This window comes from Euzebyales bacterium (assembly GCA_035461305.1).
Taxonomy (GTDB): Bacteria; Actinomycetota; Nitriliruptoria; order Euzebyales; family JAHELV01; genus JAHELV01.
Genome location: DATHVN010000040.1, coordinates 40,267 through 56,895, shown reverse-complemented (window position 1 = coordinate 56,895; position 16,629 = coordinate 40,267). Strand labels below are relative to the sequence as shown.

The 16,629-nt window shown below is 71.4% G+C and carries 17 protein-coding genes; 10 read left to right on the top strand and 7 right to left on the bottom strand.

The genetic code is table 11. The features are described 5' to 3' along the window. From VK923_03990 to VK923_03970, 5 genes are all read left to right on the top strand, one after another. Positions 1-540, top strand: a 540-nt coding sequence (locus tag VK923_03990; GenBank protein HSJ43827.1) for a hypothetical protein, incomplete at its 5' end; no start/stop codon positions are given. A 95-nt stretch (positions 541-635) separates the two neighbouring features. Further along, positions 636-1,151 carry a methyltransferase gene (locus VK923_03985; protein ID HSJ43826.1) on the top strand — a complete coding sequence of 172 codons (516 nt, stop codon included), beginning with the start codon at positions 636-638 and terminating at the stop codon, positions 1,149-1,151. 20 nt (positions 1,152-1,171) lie between these two features. Continuing rightward, a complete protein-coding gene (locus VK923_03980; protein ID HSJ43825.1) occupies positions 1,172-1,840 on the top strand; it encodes a cyclase family protein in 669 nt (222 codons plus the stop codon). Further along, on the top strand, positions 1,837-3,153 hold the full coding sequence (locus VK923_03975; GenBank protein ID HSJ43824.1) for an AarF/ABC1/UbiB kinase family protein: 1,317 nt from the start codon (positions 1,837-1,839) through the stop codon (positions 3,151-3,153). Before VK923_03980 ends, VK923_03975 begins: the two co-directional genes overlap by 4 nt. Before the next feature lie 130 nt (positions 3,154-3,283). Beyond that, on the top strand, positions 3,284-4,030 hold the full coding sequence (locus tag VK923_03970) for a hypothetical protein (protein ID HSJ43823.1): 747 nt from the start codon (positions 3,284-3,286) through the stop codon (positions 4,028-4,030). A gap of 66 nt (positions 4,031-4,096) precedes the next feature. On the opposite strand, the gene VK923_03965 is transcribed toward VK923_03970, so the two are convergent. The 4 genes from VK923_03965 to VK923_03950 form a co-directional block, all read right to left on the bottom strand. Continuing rightward, entirely contained in the window at positions 4,097-5,530 is a 1,434-nt protein-coding gene (locus VK923_03965) for a protein kinase (GenBank protein HSJ43822.1), read from the bottom strand. A gap of 76 nt (positions 5,531-5,606) precedes the next feature. Then, a complete protein-coding gene (locus VK923_03960; protein ID HSJ43821.1) occupies positions 5,607-6,629 on the bottom strand; it encodes a glycerophosphodiester phosphodiesterase in 1,023 nt (340 codons plus the stop codon). A 168-nt stretch (positions 6,630-6,797) separates the two neighbouring features. Further along, positions 6,798-7,490, bottom strand: a complete 693-nt coding sequence (locus tag VK923_03955) for a YafY family protein (protein ID HSJ43820.1) — start codon at positions 7,488-7,490, stop codon at positions 6,798-6,800. Further along, the gene (locus VK923_03950) at positions 7,477-7,884 is read right to left on the bottom strand and encodes a VOC family protein (GenBank protein HSJ43819.1); all 408 of its coding nucleotides are present in this window, start codon (positions 7,882-7,884) and stop codon (positions 7,477-7,479) included. The genes VK923_03955 and VK923_03950 overlap by 14 nt, the downstream gene beginning before the upstream one ends. A gap of 110 nt (positions 7,885-7,994) precedes the next feature. On the opposite strand from VK923_03950, the gene VK923_03945 reads away from it, so the two are divergent. Next, positions 7,995-9,077 carry a zinc-binding dehydrogenase gene (locus VK923_03945; protein HSJ43818.1) on the top strand — a complete coding sequence of 361 codons (1,083 nt, stop codon included), beginning with the start codon at positions 7,995-7,997 and terminating at the stop codon, positions 9,075-9,077. Positions 9,078-9,643: 566 nt separating this feature from the next. Here the strand turns inward: VK923_03945 and nagA are convergent. After that, on the bottom strand, positions 9,644-10,744 hold the full coding sequence (gene nagA / locus VK923_03940) for an N-acetylglucosamine-6-phosphate deacetylase (protein ID HSJ43817.1): 1,101 nt from the start codon (positions 10,742-10,744) through the stop codon (positions 9,644-9,646). 156 nt (positions 10,745-10,900) lie between these two features. Then, positions 10,901-11,350: a hypothetical protein gene (locus VK923_03935; GenBank protein HSJ43816.1), complete on the bottom strand. Its 450-nt coding sequence runs from the start codon at positions 11,348-11,350 to the stop codon at positions 10,901-10,903. A gap of 88 nt (positions 11,351-11,438) precedes the next feature. Between VK923_03935 and VK923_03930 the strand changes: the two genes are divergently transcribed. From VK923_03930 to VK923_03915, 4 genes are all read left to right on the top strand, one after another. After that, positions 11,439-12,098, top strand: coding sequence for a helix-turn-helix domain-containing protein (locus tag VK923_03930; protein ID HSJ43815.1), 660 nt, complete (start codon positions 11,439-11,441; stop codon positions 12,096-12,098). A 109-nt stretch (positions 12,099-12,207) separates the two neighbouring features. Next, positions 12,208-12,696 (top strand): hypothetical protein, encoded by a 489-nt coding sequence (locus VK923_03925; GenBank protein ID HSJ43814.1) that lies wholly within the window; start codon positions 12,208-12,210, stop codon positions 12,694-12,696. Positions 12,697-12,875: 179 nt separating this feature from the next. Then, complete coding sequence (locus VK923_03920; protein ID HSJ43813.1) at positions 12,876-13,241, top strand: DUF488 family protein; 366 nt, start codon at positions 12,876-12,878, stop codon at positions 13,239-13,241. A 180-nt stretch (positions 13,242-13,421) separates the two neighbouring features. Then, complete coding sequence (locus VK923_03915) at positions 13,422-14,597, top strand: GNAT family N-acetyltransferase (protein ID HSJ43812.1); 1,176 nt, start codon at positions 13,422-13,424, stop codon at positions 14,595-14,597. Between the two features lie 249 nt (positions 14,598-14,846). On the opposite strand, the gene VK923_03910 is transcribed toward VK923_03915, so the two are convergent. Then, positions 14,847-16,547 carry a DUF885 domain-containing protein gene (locus VK923_03910; protein HSJ43811.1) on the bottom strand — a complete coding sequence of 567 codons (1,701 nt, stop codon included), beginning with the start codon at positions 16,545-16,547 and terminating at the stop codon, positions 14,847-14,849. Between the last annotated feature and the right edge of the window lie 82 nt (positions 16,548-16,629).

Here is a 16,629-nt window from a genome sequence, read left to right as displayed (position 1 = left end):
GGCGAGATCACGGGCACCATCCCTGCCGATGAACTGACGTCCGGGGCAGCACCTTCGTTCATCGTCTCCTCGGCGACATTGGCCGAATTCGCACTCGCGGAGCTGACATTGCCGGCGCCGACGATCGGGATGAGCCCCGAGGGCGACCAGATCACCCAGCTTCCGTCGTGGATGTGGATCGACCGCAGTGACTGGGGTCGCCAGGACCGCACGGCAACCGCTGGGCCCGTGTCGGCCACTGTTACCGTGTCGCCCGTGCGGGTCGAGTGGGACATGGGCAACGGTGACGCGGTGACCTGCCGTGGCCCGGGGCGTGTGTACGAGAGGCGCTTCGCCGGACGGCCGGACGCGACGGACTGCAAGTACACGTACCGACACTCGTCTGCTGGCCAACCGGGCGAGATCTACGACGTGACCGCGACCGTGGTGTGGACTGCCACCTGGTCCGGTTCGGATGGGAACGATGGCGACCTCGGCGAGCTGACCAGCCAGACCACCCAGCCAGTTCGCGTCGCGGAGGTGCAGGCACTCGTCCAGTGACGCTCTTGGGGAGTCCGACCACCGACGTGGTGAAAGTGTTGGCTAACCTGGGGGTCGGTGGTGGTCGGTTCCGGGGGAGTGGGTCGACCGGTGTGGTGAGCTGGCTCCCCGGAGGGCGTCGCGCTGCGGGCACACTGGCCGCATCCATGCGACGGGCCGACGTGCTGTGGCTGACCGGGCAGGGCGTGCTGTTCGTCCTGGCCTTCATCATCGTGCCCCGCACCGACGGGTGGTTCGGGCGGTTCGACCTGCTGGGGACGGATCCGGTCGGATGGGCGATCTTCGGGCTCGGCGTGGTCGTCGGCGTCGTGGCGGTGCTCCAGCTGGGCCGGCAGGCGGTGCCCCAGCCGTCGCCGGTGCGGGACGGCACCCTCATCGACACGGGGCTCTACGCAGTGGTGCGCCACCCGATCTACACAGCTGTGCTGCTGCTGATCGGCGGCTCGGTGATCCGTGTGCTGAGTGTGGCGGGCCTCCTCGTCATCGCGGTGAGCGCGGTGTTCTTCGACCGCAAGAGCGCGTACGAGGAGACGCTGCTCGCAGCCACCTACCCCGGCTACGCCGACTACCGCGAGCGCGTGCGGTGGAAGCTGCTCCCGGGCGTGCGGTGACGCGTGCGACGATGGGTGGCATGGACAGCACCCGCCGCCTGGTCGACCTGAGCCATCCCATCGCCGAGGGCATGACGACCTACCCGGGCCTGCCCGGACCCGAGCTCAGCGACCACCTCACCCGCGACGCGGCCGAGGCGCAGTACGGCCCGGGCGTCACCTTCCACGTCGGCCGCATCTCGATGGTCGCCAACACCGGCACCTACGTCGACAGCCCGTGGCACCGCTACCCCGACGATGCCGATCTCGCGGGCCTGCGCCTCGACCAGATCGCGGACCTCGACGGGCTGGTCCTCGACGTCGCGAGCAGCGGCCGGCGAGCGGTCGACGTCGACGACCTGCGTGGCCTCGACGTCGGCGGTCGCGCGCTGCTCGTCCACACGGGCTGGGACCGTCACTGGCGGACCCCGGCGTACGGAGTCGACGCGCGGTTCGTCACGAGGCAGTCTGCCGAGTGGCTGGTCGACCAGAACGCCGCGCTGGTCGGCATCGACTCGGTCAACATCGACGACATGGAGGACCCCAGCCGGCCCGCGCACTCGCTGCTGCTGGCCGCGGACATCCCGGTGGTCGAGCACCTGCGCGGACTCGGGCAGCTCCCCGGCGCCGGCTTCCGCTTCCACGCGGTCCCGGCTCCGGTCGAACGGTTCGGCACCTTCCCCGTACGCGCCTACGCCGTGGTCGGGTGACGGGCATCGGAGGCATCCACCGCGTCGGACGCACCCTGCGCCTGCTCGGGCTGCCGCTCGGAACCGTCGCGCTGGCCGTTGAGGGCCTGGCCAGGCGCCGCATCGGTCAGGACGCCGAGCACGTGCGCCGCGAGCTGCGCCGCCGTAACGCCGAGCGCACGCGGCGGGTGCTGGGCGATCTCAAGGGTGGTGCGCTGAAGGCCGGCCAGCTGCTGGCCACCCTCGACGCGCTGTTCCCCGTCGATCCCGACGCCACATGGCAGCAGACGCTGGCGGACGTGCCTGAGCGCAACAGCGTCGTGCCCTTCGCCCGCCTCGAACCCGTGCTCGCCGCGGACCTCGGGCTCGAGTGGCGGCGACGGTTCGCCGCCATCGACGAGCAGGCGCCGATCGCCGCTTCGATCGGGCAGGTGCACCGCGCCACGCTGCCCGACGGCCGCCCGGTCGCGGTGAAGATCCAGTACCCCGACATCGCGGGCGCGTTGCGCTCGGACATGCGCGCGGTATCGGCGATGACGCGCGCCGCGGCGACGGTCGCACCGGGCCTCGCACTGCCGCCACTGGTCGCGGAGATGCGCACGCGGCTGGCCGAGGAGCTCGACTACCTGGCGGAGGCTGATGCCCAGCGCCGGTTCGCGGCCGCCTACCGCAACGATCCCGACGCTGTCGTCCCCGACGTGTTGATCGCGACGCCGCGGGTGCTGGTCACCGAGTGGCTCGATGGCACGCCGTTCGTCGAGGTCGCGGCGGTCGGCACGCAGGAGCAGCGCGACCGTGCGGCGGCGCTGTACATGCGGTTTCTGCTGTCGGGTCCCGAGTACACCGGGCTGCTGCACACCGACCCGCATGCCGGCAACTTCCGGCTCACGGCAGACGGGCGGCTCGGTGTGCTCGACTTCGGGTCGACGCTGGCGATGCCCGACGGCATGCCGCTGACGTTCGGCCGGCTGCTGACCGTGCTGCGGCGCGGGGACAGCGAAGAGATCGTCGCCGGCCTGCGCGAGGAGGGTTTCGTGCGACCCGGCGCGCGCGTCGACGCGGTCAAGCTGCGTGACTACCTCGCGCCGTTCACCGTGCCTGCGGGCCACGACACCTTCAGCTTCAGCCGTACGTGGCTGCGGAGCCAGTTCTCCCGCATCAACGATCCGCGCAACCCGGAGTTCGCCGTCGCGTTGCAGCTGACGATGCCGCCGGAGCATCTGTTCACCCATCGCGTGTGGCTCGGCTGCGTGGGTGTGCTGTGCCAGCTCGAGGCCACCGTCGCGGTCCGCCCGGTCATCGAGCGCTGGCTGCCGGGCTTCGAGGCCGGCTGACCGGACCCGGGGCGCGCCGCTGAGCCGTACGAGATGGCTCAGGCGAAGGCGATCGGCTCGTTCGAACGTCGAAGTGATGCGACGGGGCCCGTCGTCCGCGCACACCGGCGTCGACGACAGAATGGGTGTGATGACAGCCGACGAGCCGACCGTCGATGCGGCCGGCGCGCTCGCCGACGGCCGGTGGGCTGACGCGCGCGACGCGTTCGAGCGGATGCTGGCCAGCCGTGAGAGCGCCGAGGCCTGTTTCGGGTTGGCGATGGCGCTGTGGTGGCTGGGCGAGAACCACGCCTGCGTCGAGCGGTGCAGCCACGCGTACGTGCTGTTCCGGGAGTCAGGTGAAGTCGAGAGCGCGGCGCGGTGCGCGGTGTGGCTCGCGGTCATCCACAAGACGAACTTTGCCAAACCGTGCTGTGCCAGGTGGCCCTCATGTCTTCCTGACCGGGTCACGGCGCTCCGGGAGATGGCCCGCGTGGCGCCGCCGGGCGGCACGGTCGCGGTGCTGGTTCCGAGCAGTGTCGACGCCCAGCCTGCCTACGGACCATTCGTCGACATGGCCGCGCGCCACGCAGGGCCTGAGGCGCGATCCCTGCTCAGCACCTACTTCGCCTGCGGCGACGACCTCACCGGACTGTTCGAGCACGCTGGCCTCCCCGCGACCACCACCGGCACGCACCTCGGCACCGCACGCTTTCCGTCCGTCGACGCGGCCGTGACCACCGAAGTGGACAGCACGCCCTTGGGCGAGCGCATCACCACGGAGGTCTACGACCGGAGCCGCGATGGCGCCCGCGAGGTCCTCGCACCGTCCACACCCGCCGACGGCAGCCTCGAAGCTCCCTTCGAGGTGCACGTCGTAACGGCCCGCCGGCCATGAGCACGTCGACCGTCGCCGTCCATCCCGCTACCCACACGCCACTGCCGCGCTGCTGAGCGCCCGGCGTCAACCACCACCGAACGGGTTGAGGTCCTCGATCAGCTGCTGCAGCCGTTCGACGATGCCCTGGGTCACCTGCTGGTCCCTGGCGAGCTCGTCGATGCGCCGCTGGAGCTCGTCCAGGCGGCTGTCGCCGCCGCCTGATCCATCGCTGTTGCTCTGCAGGGCCTCCTCGAGCTCACGGCGGAGCTGGTCGATGCGCTCCCGGGTCGCCTCATCGGCGGTGCGGCCCCGCCTGAGCAGCTCCTCGAGCCGGTCGGCCCGTTCGTTCAGGCGGTCGATCAGGCTCTGATTGTCGTTGGCACCGTTGTTCTGGTCCTGCGTGTCGGGCGCCGGCTCGGGCGCCGGCTCGGCCGGCGCTTCGGTGACCACCGGGTCCTCCGCGGCGGTCTGTCGGTTGTTGTTGTCAGCCCAGGCCATTGCGAGGACGGCCAGCAGCAGGATCGCCGCGAGCGCGATCGCCACGGCACGGGCGGACAGCCCCCGGCGGCGCCGTCGTGGTTGCTCGTCGTCGTAGGGGCGCGTGTACTCCGGCGGCGGTGCGTCCTGCCACTCGTCGTCGAGCGCCATCGTGGGTTCCTGGGGCATCGCGCGCGTCGACGAGATGATGGTCGCGCCGGCCGGGGCGAGGCCGGCTTCGATGCGGGTCAGGTCCGCCCGCAGCGCCGCAGCTGAGTCATAGCGCTCGTCGGGGTCCTTGGCGAGCGCACGGGTGACGACCCGTTCGAGATCACGGGGGACGTCGGGCCGGAAGCGGGACAGCTCGGGGATCGGCGCATCGATGTGGGCCATCACGACGGCCGACGAGCTGTCACCCTCGTACGGTGGACGCCCGGCGAGCATCTCGAACAGCACGCAGCCCAGGGCGTACACGTCGCTGCGCCTGTCGGACTGACCCCCACGCGCCTGCTCGGGCGCGAGGTAGGGCGGCGAGCCCTGCACCGTGGTGATGTCGCTGCTGGCCGCGCGCGCGATGCCGAAGTCGGTGACCTTCAGCGAGCCGTCGCTGTCGAACAGCACGTTGCGCGGCTTGACGTCGTGGTGGACCAGCCCCCGGTCGTGCGCGGCCTGCAGCGCGTCGGCGATGTTGATCGCCGTGCGCGTCGCCTCTTCGAACGACAGGCGGCCCTCACGTTCGATGATGTCGGCCAGCGTCGGGCCCTCGACGAGCTCCATCACGATGGCGTGCGTGTCGCCCTCGTTGATGGCGTCGTAGACGTTGACGATGTTGGGATGGTTGAGCGATGCCGCGGCCCGGGCCTCCCGGTCGAACCGGTCGATCGAGCGCGCGTCCGACAGCAGGTGCGGCGCGAGCACCTTGACCGCGACCTCGCGATCGAGTCGACGATCGTGGGCGCGGAACACTTCGGCCATGCCGCCGCGACCGAGCCGGGAGTTCAGCTCATAGCGGTCGGCGAGCACGTCACCTGGAGCAGCCATGGGTCCCAATGATCACCCCTGCGACCGTGTGATGCCAACCGTCCACCCGTGAAGTGGCACGGCTGTTGCGGAGTCGTTACGCGGTTGTGTGCTGATCCCGCAGCCAGGCGTGACGCACCGCCACCGCCATGTCCGTGTGGTCGCTGAACACGCCGTCGACGCCCAGGTCGAAGAACCGTCGGTACTCGTCCGGTGCCAGACCCGTCGCGGTCGCGGCGAGCCCGTCGACGTCACCGGCCGCGGCGTGCAGGTCGGCCGGTAGGAAGGCGTGCTCGTTGCGGAACGTCCACGCGTGGACCACCAGGCCAACGGCGTGGGCGTCGTCGACGACCGTGGTCGGCGTGCCGGACGCGCCGTCGTCGCCGGTAGGGACCAGCACGGTCTTGTGCGGGCCGATGCCGTCGGCATACGTGGCGATCTCGGCCAGGCCGGCCACGGTCGCCATGTCGGGGTAGCTGAGATCGCCACCCGCTGCGACGACGTCCGGCGGCTGACCGTCCGACGACAGCAGTTGGACCAACGGCAGGTCGGTCATGGTCCGCAGGCGGCGCAGGTTGTCGACCTCGAACGACTGGATGTAGACGGGCGCGTCGCGGCCGGTGAACCCGGCGGCGTGCAGGGCCGCGACCAGCGGTTCCTCGAGCGCCAGGCCCAGCTCGGCGAAGTAGGTGGGGTTCTTCGTCTCGGGGTAGACGCCGACGTGCGCCGTCGTGGCGAGCGCGAGGACCTCGTCGAGCGTGGCGATCTGGAACATCCCGTCGAAGGCGGTGTTGGCCGGACGCACGTGCGGGATGCGTTCGCGGGCGCGCAGCGTCCTGACCTCGTCGAGCGTCAGGTCCTCGACGAACCAGCCGATCAGCTGCCGGCCGTCGACGGTCTTCGTCGTCTTCCGGTCGGCGAGCTCGGGGCGGTCGGCGACGTCGGTGGTGGCCGACAACTCGTTGTCGTGGCGGACCACCAACGCGCCGTCGCGTGTCGGCACGACGTCGGGCTCGATGAAGTCGGCACCCATCGCGATCGCCAGCTCGTACCCGGCGAGCGTGTGCTCCGGCCGGTGACCGCTGGCCCCGCGGTGGGCGATGATCACTGGTCGGGTCACGATCAGCTCGCTGCAGAGGAAGGTCGAGGATCGGCCAGCGATGCTAGTGCCTCCGGGCGTGGGGAGGCAGGTCACCGGTGTGGTGCGGTGGCTCCCCGGACGGCGGGCACGGGGCGGGTGTGGGGAGGCAGGCTACCGATGTGGTGCGGTGGCTCCCCGGAGGGTGGATCAGGTCCCGTCGGCGTCGCGGTCGATCGAGGCGCGGAAGTCGTCGAGCGTCACCGGGGGCTCGTGCTCGAAGGTGTCATCCAGGGTGTCGATGGACGTGATGCGGTCGACGCGGAAGCTGCGGTGGTCCTGACGCAGTTCGCACCACGCCCCGATGGTCCACTGGCGGCCCCAGAAGAACAGCGCGAGCGGTCGGATGACCCGCTTGGTCGTGTCACCGTCGCCGCGGGTGTAGCTGATGGCCAGCCGGCGCTGGCGGTCGATCGCTTCACGCACGATGCCAAGCGTCTCGCGCGGCTCGTCGGGCACCCAGAACGACACGGCGTACATCGCGGTGTCGGCCACGCGGTGGCGCTGGGTCGGCGGCAGCACGGCCTCGACCTTGCGTAGCGAACTGCGGGCCGCGGTGCGCAGCCGCGGGTCGCCCCAGGCCTCGACCATGCGGGCCCCTAGCACCAGTGCCTGGACCTCCGCCACGGTGAACATCAGCGGTGGGAGCTCGAAGTCGCCGCCCAGCCGGTAGCCGACGCCCGCCTCACCCTCGATCGGGATGCCGGCACCGATGAGGTCCGCGATGTCGCGGTACACCGTCCGCACCGACACCTCGAGGTGCTCACCGAGCTGCGCCGCCGTCGTGACCGGACGGCGGCGTAGCTCGAGGACGATGGAGAACAGCCGGTCAGCTCGACGCATCCTGTGCGGCATCCTCGGCGATGGCGTGGAAGAAATCCAACACCACCCCGTTGGGGTCGCGCAGGACGAAGCTGCGCCATCCCCACGGCTTGTCGGTTGCCTCCGGGGTGTCGACGCCCCGCGTGGCCAGGACCTCGCGGTACTTGTCGGCGTCGTCGACGGCGATCGACACGACCAGGCCACCTCTGAAGACCGGCACGCCGGCCATCGGGCCGCCCGGCGGGTCCGGTGCCATGAAGGCGAGCTCGCGGGTGTCGGGATCGTCGCCGAAGCGGATCTGCAGGTACGCGCCCTGCTCGATGACGACCGTGCAGCCGAGCTCGTCGACGTAGAAGTCGCGGGTCGCCGGCAGTGCCTCGGTGATCAGCAGGGGCACCATGTGGGGATGTGACATCGCGGGTCCTTTCGTGGTCCGTCTGTGCGATGTCGCCACCATCGCCGACCCCTGCTGCCACCTGTGTGGCAGGAGCCCCACCACTGCTGCCACCCTTCTGGCAGTAGCGTGTGGCAGCCGAGCCATGGAGGTGTGATGCGCGGGCTGGTCCTGGAGGGCGTGCGCCGGGTGGTCCACCGGACGAACCTGCCCGAGCCAACCGTGACGGCGCCGACCGACGCGGTCGTCGCAGTGCGCCGCGCCGGGCTGTGCGGCTCGGACCTGCACCCCTACGAGGGCCGCGAGTCGGTGCGCTTCGGCGTCGTGTGCGGGCACGAGCGGTGGGGGAGGTCGTGGCGACGGGCTCGGAGGTCGACGGGATCAGCGTCGGCGATCGTGTGCTGGTGCCCTTCACGACGTCCTGTGGAGCCTGCGGGCCCTGCCGCCGCGGCCTGACCGCCCGGTGCCTGCGGGGCGAGCTGTTCGGCTTCGGTCCCGCCGACGACCCCACCGTCCCAGCGTTGCACGGGTGCCAGGCGCAGTACGTCCGCGTGCCGCTGGCGGGGTCCACCCTCGTGCTGGTGCCCGACGACGTCGATGACACTGCCGCGGTGCTGCTGACCGACAACCTGCCGACCGGGTGGTCCGCCGTCGAGCGCACTGGGACCAAGGCCGGTGACGCGCTGGCCGTGGTGGGGCTCGGCGCGGTCGGTCTGTGCGCTGTCGCGGTTGCCACCGCGACGGGTGCCGGTCCCGTCCTGGCCATCGACCCGGTGGCGGAGCGTCGGGAGGCTGCGGCGCTGCTGGGTGCCGAGGTCGCGACGCCCGACGACGCCGTCGCGATCATGGCGGCGCTGGTGGCCGCCGAGGGTGCGCCGGCGGTCGTCGAGGCCGCTGGCACGACCGCTGCACAGGGCCTCGCGTGTGCCCTGGTCCGACCAGGCGGCACCCTGTCGGTGATCGCCGTCCAGACCGGCACCGCGTTCGGGTTCACGCCGGTCGCGGCCTATGACACGAACCTCACCGTCCGCTTCGGACGGGCGTCGGCGCGGTCGGCCCTCGACCGGGTGCTGCCGCGGGCGGACGACCTGCTGCCACGGGTCGCCGGTGCCGTGCTCACCGGGCCCGTCGTCGACCTCGTCGAGGGGCCGGATGCGTACGCTCGCTTCGCCCGCCACGACGCCGGCACGCCGAAGGTCGTGTTCTCGCCGTGAGGGTTCGGGGCCCCAGAGCTCCCGTCCTCCGCCCTGGGACCCCAGATCGTCAGACCTCATCGGGTCGCGCCGACGCCGACCATCGGTGTCACACCTCACCGGGTCGCGCCGGCGTTGACCATCGGGTGTTGCAGCCGGATCGCGGTCGCCGATGTGCGACGTGCGCGGGCCGACACGACCTCAGAGCACCGACGTGGGCTGCTGATACGTCCGCGGCCGGATCGTCACGTGGCCGGTGAGTCCCGCATCCGGGGAAGGCCGGCACCGCGATCGCAGGTGCTGCTCGCTGCCGGCAGCAGGTCGTGACCGCGTGACGATCTCAGACAGCGCGCCGGTCTGCTGCGCGTCTCGCCGGCGGCCGTCACGGGCCCAGCGAGGCGTTGTCCGACCAGGCGTGCCACCTCTCCCGCCCTGCGCGGGCGCCCAGCGCGTCAAGGTTGGTCGGAAGTGGCCGTCGTCGTCACCGACGGGTCGGGGACGCGGCCAAGTGTGCTATTCACGCGACCCTCAGTCGTCCTCGGGATTGCGAACGCACGGGACGTCAACGGCGCGTCAGATCCCGCGGGTCAGACGGCGTACCGCGTGTGGCCGGCCACGAACGTCGCCCGCACCGTCAGCGCGTCATCGAGCACGAGGAGGTCCGCCGCAGCGCCGGGCCGCAGCCTCCCCAGGTCACGCCGGCCGATGAGATTCGCCGGGACACGCGACGCGGCGTCGACGGCCGCGGGCAGAGGCACTCCCAGCGCGTGGAGGTTGCGCACCGCCTCGACCAGCGTCGCGGCTCCCCCCGCGAGCCCACCGTCGCCGCCCCGGACGACGCTCTCGGTGATGGTCACGGTCCCCTCGCCCAGCGAATAGGTGCCGTCGGCCATGCCAGTCGCCGCCGTGCCGTCGGACACCAGCGCGACCCGTTCCGCGGCTGCGCGCCAGATCAGCCGGACCATGTCGTCATCGAGGTGGTGGCCGTCGACGATCAGCTCGAACGTCACGCCCTCCGCCGTCAGCGCCACCCCGACCACGCCGGGTGACCGGTGGTGCAGTGGGCGCATCGCGTTGCACAGGTGCGTGACAGCGCGGGCGCCAGCCGCGAACGCGGCGCGTGCGTGTGCCGCGTCGGCGCCGGTGTGACCCACCGACACCGTGACGCCGCGGTCGGCGAGCAGGCGCACCAGATCGAGCCCACCCGGCAGCTCGGGCGCGATGGTCACCTCGCTCACCGGGCCGGCGTCGAGCAGCCGGAGCGCCAGTGCTGGGTCCGGATCACGCCGATGGCGCGGGTCGTGCGCACCCAGGTGCGCAGGGGACAGGAACGGCCCCTCCAGGTGGGCGCCCAGCAGACGCGGTCCGTCGGGCACCCGTGCCGCGGCCAGCTCGTCCAGCGCCGTGGCCACGACGGCCGGCGGCGAACAGACAAACGTCGGCTGGTAGGCGGTGACACCGGAGGCCAGCAGCGCGGGCGCCGCTGTCGTATGCCCCGCTGCGCCGTCGGCCAGGAAGTCCACGCCTGCGCATCCGTGGATGTGGAGGTCGACCAGGCCCGGCACGGCGAGCCCACCCCGTCCGGCGGGCCGCCGTCCGGTCGCCACGATCCGCCCGTCGGTGATCTCCACGTCGCCCGGCACGACCGCGCCGTCGACCAGGGCCGCCGCGACGCCCAACCGGTTCATGGCACCACGCCTCCCGACCGGGCCGCGGAGACAGCGTCTCGTCGAGCCGACGGCCGAGCAGCGCATGACCACGTCACGGTCGCGCGCTTGCGCATCCACTCGCCTCCCACGTCGACGCGCGCAGTCCTGCGACCCGGACCGTGATCACGTCGAGCATCACACGGCGGATGATCGCGATGCGCCCAACCCGCGCGGCGACGTGGCGTTGGCCAGCCGCGCCAGCGCCAGTGCGCCGAGCAGCAGCCCGACGTCGCGCAGCGCGATGTCGTAGTAGTCGCCGACCAGCAGCAGGTTGCCGATGATGCAGGCGAGCCAGGCGGCGACGACGTACCCGCCGATGCGCGGGCGGACTGCGACCAGGACGCCCGCGAGGATCTCGACGACGCCGACGAGAAGCATCACGTCGGTCGCGGTGCCGGGCAGCAGCTGATCGACACCGGACCACAGGTAGGCCGGCCAGTCGGCGAGCACGCCGGCAAACTTGTCGAGCCCGAACAGTATCGGCGCGACGGTGAATCCCACCCGCAGCAGCAGGAACGCCTGGCCGGCGGGTTCGGTGAGGTCGGCACGCGCGTCGGTGCGGTGGCTGGTCGTGGTCATGGTCATCTCGAGCACCTCCGGTCTATAATCAAGACGACCTTACTTTAGAGGCCTAGATCTCTAAAGTCAAGCTCTACTATTTTTAGAGGTGTACATGGCAGACGACGCGCTCGGCGTGCAGCTGGCACAAGTGTGCAGCCTGGACGACCAGACCCGGCGACGGCTCTACGACTTCGTGGTCGCACAGCCTGTCCCGGTCAGCCGCGACGAGATCTCGTCGGCGCTGGACATCGACCGGTCGCTGGCCGCCTACCACCTCGACAAGCTCGTCGATGCGGGCCTCCTGACGGCGTCGTTCGCGCGCCGCGACGGCCGTAGCGGCCCCGGCGCCGGGCGCCCGGCCAAGCACTACGCCCGCGCGGCGACCGAGGTCCATGTCAGCCTGCCCGCCCGCGACTACCGGCTGCTCGGCGAGCTGTTCGCCCGAGCCATGCGGGCCGACGGCGACGGCCCGGTGCGCGCAGCGGTCGAAGCCGTCGCGACCAGGTTCGGCCGCGAGCTGGGAACCGATGCGGCCGGCGATCTGACCACGACCCTGGCCCGCCGCGGATACGAGCCCTACCGCGACGGCGACGTGCTGCGCCTGCGCAACTGCCCCTTCCACGCCGTCGCCCGGGAGCACGCCGACCTGGTCTGCGGCATGAATCTCGCCCTCATGCGCGGACTCCTGTCAGCGTGCGACGGCGACGACACGCGCGCCGTGCTCGACCCGGCATCCGACCGCTGCTGTGTCGCCTTCGTCGACACATCGTGACCAGCGCTGCCGATCGCGGCGATCATGGGACCGGCGACATCGCGCGACCGTGACCGACCGGCACCCGGACGCGCCGCCGAGTGGAAGCGGACACGACCACGGAGGACCGATGACCATGGACGTCGGCGATCAGCTGCCATGGCTGCAGAACGTGATCGACGACAGCGGGCGACCGTTGAACTGGCGCGACACACGTCGCAACCGGGTTGTGTTCTTCACACACCCCGGTGAGTGCGCTGCATGTACGAGCTATGCGTGCGACCTGATGGAGCTCCGTGCCCGCCTGGCCACCTGGGACGGCGACGTATGGCTGGTCGGTAGGGCCGCTGATACCTCCAGCCCAGCGGCCGAGGACGTCGTCCGCATCACCGGTCAGGCCGATCACCGCCTCCGCACGCGCTGCGATCTGTCATCGACCGACGCCTGGGTCGCCGTGGCGGACCGGTGGGGTCAGATCTGGCAGACCGCGATGGCCGACGAACACCACACCCTGGTGGACCCCGCTGACGTGATCGAGACCACCAGGTTCATCGCGATCCAGTGCCCCGAGTGCGAGACGCTCGACCAGCCGGCCGCCGACTGGAGCGCTGTCCGCTGACACCTCGGCCAACGCTGACCTGTACGTGCATCCAACTCACCGCACCCTCTGACGGCATGAAAGCTCAACAGTCACTTGTAGCGTGGCTGCATGAGGAGTCACAGGGCGCGAAGGGCGAGGTGTCGAGGGATGGGTTGCGGTCCGTGGCGCGGCACACGCGCCGACCGACGCGCCGCGCCATGACCGCCAGGATCTGGCTCCGGCGCGCCTACGACCCGGCGACACGCAACGACGGCTACCGGGTGCTGGTCGACCGGATCTGGCCGCGTGGAGTGTCCAAGCAGGACGCAGCGATCGATGACTGGGCCCGCGACCTTGCACCCAGCGATGACCTGCGCCGCTGGTTCGACCATGAACCGCAGCGCTGGGACCAGTTCCAGCGTCGCTACCGCGCCGAGCTGGAAGAGCGCCGCGATGCTCTGGACGCATTGGTCGACCGCGTCAAGCAGGGCAGGGTCACCCTGGTGTACGGCGCACGCGATCAGCAGCACAACAACGCCGTCGTCCTCCGCGACGTGCTCGAGGAGCAGCGTGCACCGCGCTGAGCTGCCGCGGACCGGAGCGACGTATCGGCGAACTGATCGACGCCGACGGCACCACCCTGTGTGACCGAGCCACGAGGTGTCACCGCAACGACGATCGCGCCTGGATCGCCGCTGGCGGCCCACCTGCCAAGCTGGCGCCGGTGACCGACCGGGTGGTGTCGCCGACCGGAGGAGGCTGCCGTGCACATCCGACCCATGCGTCCCGACGATGCCGAGCAGGTGTTCGCACTGCGGGTCAACGCGTTCAGCGCCGCCACGCACGCGACCCACGACGCGGACGAGATCTACATCCCCGACGAGCACCGCCTCGTGGCGGTCGACGGAGACCGCGTCGTCGGCCACCTCGGCGCCTGGCCGTTCCACCAGGCGTTCCTCGACCGCGTGGTGCCGATGGGCGGTCTCGGCGCGGTGGCGGTCGCCTACGACCAGCGTGGCGCCGGCATCGGCTCGAGGCTGCTCGCCGCGGGGTTGGACCACATGGCCGACGCCGGCATGGTCATCTCGACGCTGTATCCGTCGACGCCCGTACCCTACCGCCGCTGGGGCTGGGAGTTCGCCGGTGAGCACGTGCGCCGCCGCCTCCCGACGCGAGCGCTGCTCGACGTGCCGGCACCCGCCACGAAGGTGCGCCTGCGCCCGTACGAACCCGACGACCTGGATGCGCTCGCCACGCTGCAGGACCAGGTCGCGGCAGGCGAGCCGGGTGGGCTGCTCGGCGGGCGCCGGTGGCTGGCCAGGGCACTGCAGGTCGACCCGGAGGAGCCGGAGCTGGCCGTGGTGGCCGTCCGTGACGGCCGTCCCGCTGGTCTGCTGCTCGCGGCGAAGACCCCGCCCGACGGCGGGATCTACGGCGTGCACGTGCTGCGCATGTTCGGCGTCGACCGTGACGTCGAGCGTGCGCTGCTGCGTTCGGTCGGCCACCACCACACGATTGCGGACACCACCGTGTTGCGGTCGCGCCCGGCCGACCCGCTGCTGTTCGAGCTGGACTCGCTGACGCGGTCCGAGCCCGGCAGCGAGCACTTCATGACCCGCCTGGTCGACGCGCCCCGGGCGATCGCCGCCCGTGGGTGGCCTCCCGTGTCGGTCACCGTCGAGCTGGAGATCACCGACGACCGGCGCCCGGCGAACCACGGCAGGTTCGTGCTGGAGGTCCACGATCGGGAGGCGTCGCTGACCCCCGGCGGTGCCGGGCGTGCGACGGTCGACGTGGGGGCGCTGGCCAGCCTGTACACCGGCTTCGCGACCGCCGGCGGCCTGATCCGGGCCGGGCGGCTGCGTGCCGGTGCCGACGACGCCACAGCGCTGACCGACGCGTTCACGGCACCTGCGCCGTTCATGCGCGACGCCTACTAGGGTCTGCACCTTGTCCCGGCCGGCATTCGGTCGATCTGCTCCCGGCTCGCGTCGTGGCGGCTCGCGCCGACACACGCCCGGTGTTCGTCGCTCGCGGCGCCCTGCGAGCCGGGCGCACCGGCCCTGGTCACCGTGCCGTACGGTCCCTGGGCCGTTGGGAGTCGAGCGTCAGCGAGACGACCAAGCGCACAACCGGTCCGGGAGACAGCCCCTGGAACCGTCCCGACGTCGTCGATGTCGGGGCCCTGGCTACGCGTTGCTCATCGCGCGACGCCATGTGATCCAGCCGTCGACCAGATCGTCGAGCACGCCGAGGGTGACCATGCCCGACCCGAGGACGGTGTCGTGGAACCCGCGGACGTCGAACGCGTCGCCGAGGGCGTCCTCGGCGTGCGCGCGCAGCCGGCGGAGCTCGAGCTGCCCCAGCTTGTAGGACAGGGCCTGGCCGGGGATTGCGATGTAGCGGTCGACCTCGACGTCGATCGTGTCGAATGGCAGCGGTGTATGGGTCCGCATGTAGTCGACGGCGTCGTCGCGGGACCAGCCTGTGGCGTGCAGGCCGGTGTCCACGACCAGGCGGGCCGCGCGGAACGCGTCGAGTGCGAGCATGCCCAGCAGGTCGCGCCGCTGGCTGTACAGGCCCATCTCGTAGGCCAGCCGCTCGGCGTACAGACCCCATCCCTCGGCGTAGGCCGTCTGCAGGGAGTGCTGCTGGAACGCCGGCACGCCCTCCAGCTCGCCGGCGATCGCGAGCTGCAGGTGGTGGCCGGGGATCGCCTCGTGGAACGCGGTCGCCTGGCCCTCGAAGCGGAACATCGACGACGCGTTGCGTGTGTTGAGGAAGTAGGTTCCGCCTCGGCTGCCATCCTGCGCCGGCTGGATGTAGTAGGCGGGCGGCGCGCTCGCCGCGAGGAACTCGGGCACCGGCCGGACCTCGCATCCCGCCGCGGGCAGGCGGCCGAACCACTGGTCCATCACCGACCGTGCCCGTGCCAGCGCGTCCTCGGCGTCGCGGACCATCTGCTCGCCCGACTGGTAGCGCAGGTCGTCGTCGGTGCGCATACGCTCGAAGATCGCGGCGACGTCGGTGGTGTCGAACAGCTCGCCGCCGAGGGCGGCGAACTCGTCGGCCAGCGGTCCGTCGATGTAGTCCCGTCCCACCGTGTGGACCTGCTCGGGTTCGATGTCGAGTGAGGTCGAGATGCGAGCGAGGTCACGGTACAGACGATCACCGCCGTCGAGCCAGCACAGTCCGGCGTGCTCGTCGTCCCGGCCGTACGGCAGCAGGTCTGCCTCGATCGCATCGCGGTAGCTGCGCATCGCCGGGCGGACGATGTCGGAGGCGACCCGGCGCAGGTCGTTGCGCCAGGCGTCCTCGCCCTCCCAGTCTGAGGGGCCGTTCATCGCCAGCAGCGGGTCGTCGTCGACCGACGACGCGAGGTAGCCGTCGACCTGGGCGAGGACATGTCGCAGGTTGCGGGTGACCGGGGTCAGCCCGCGTTCGAGCCCCTCACGGAACCGCTCGATGGCCTGCGCAAGGTAGGTGTCGGTGTGGCGGAACCGCTCGACCGCCGCGGTGGCCCACTGCGGCGTCGGGAAGGTCATCGACGCGGTCGCCTGGAGCAGCAGCAGGTGCGGCCCGTTCATCTGCGTGCACGACAGCAGCACGTGCGATGGCGCATCGCCGTCGACGCCGCCGAGAGACCGCAATCGGGAGTCGAGCTCGGCGCGCAGCATGCTGACCGTGACGCGGTCGGTGTGGGTGTCGGGTGCGAGCTGCTCGGTCCGCTCGACGAAGCCGGCGAACGCCGATCGCTGCGCCCGCTCGGCCTCGCGCGACAGGTCTTCGATCTCCGCGTCGTGGTCGTGGATGCCGAGCAGCGTCGCCCATGACGGCGCGATCGACAGCAGGTACGACCAGTACTCCTCGGACACGGTGGCGATCGACACGGGCGCTCCTGGCGACGGGAACCGCAGATGCTAGCGCTGCGGTCGGTCCCGACGCCGTCCCCCAGGACTGGGCGATGGCACC

What these genes read in the sequence shown, in the direction of transcription:
- VK923_03935 (HSJ43816.1), bottom strand. Translation starts at nt 11,350, where the DNA reads ATGACCATGACCACGACCAGCCACCGCACCGACGCGCGTGCCGACCTC.
- VK923_03930 (HSJ43815.1), top strand. Translation starts at nt 11,439, where the DNA reads ATGGCAGACGACGCGCTCGGCGTGCAGCTGGCACAAGTGTGCAGCCTG.
- VK923_03950 (HSJ43819.1), bottom strand. Translation starts at nt 7,884, where the DNA reads ATGTCACATCCCCACATGGTGCCCCTGCTGATCACCGAGGCACTGCCG.
- VK923_03925 (HSJ43814.1), top strand. Translation starts at nt 12,208, where the DNA reads ATGACCATGGACGTCGGCGATCAGCTGCCATGGCTGCAGAACGTGATC.
- nagA (HSJ43817.1), bottom strand. Translation starts at nt 10,744, where the DNA reads ATGAACCGGTTGGGCGTCGCGGCGGCCCTGGTCGACGGCGCGGTCGTG.
- VK923_03980 (HSJ43825.1), top strand. Translation starts at nt 1,172, where the DNA reads ATGGACAGCACCCGCCGCCTGGTCGACCTGAGCCATCCCATCGCCGAG.
- VK923_03920 (HSJ43813.1), top strand. Translation starts at nt 12,876, where the DNA reads ATGACCGCCAGGATCTGGCTCCGGCGCGCCTACGACCCGGCGACACGC.
- VK923_03965 (HSJ43822.1), bottom strand. Translation starts at nt 5,530, where the DNA reads ATGGCTGCTCCAGGTGACGTGCTCGCCGACCGCTATGAGCTGAACTCC.
- VK923_03955 (HSJ43820.1), bottom strand. Translation starts at nt 7,490, where the DNA reads ATGCGTCGAGCTGACCGGCTGTTCTCCATCGTCCTCGAGCTACGCCGC.
- VK923_03970 (HSJ43823.1), top strand. Translation starts at nt 3,284, where the DNA reads ATGACAGCCGACGAGCCGACCGTCGATGCGGCCGGCGCGCTCGCCGAC.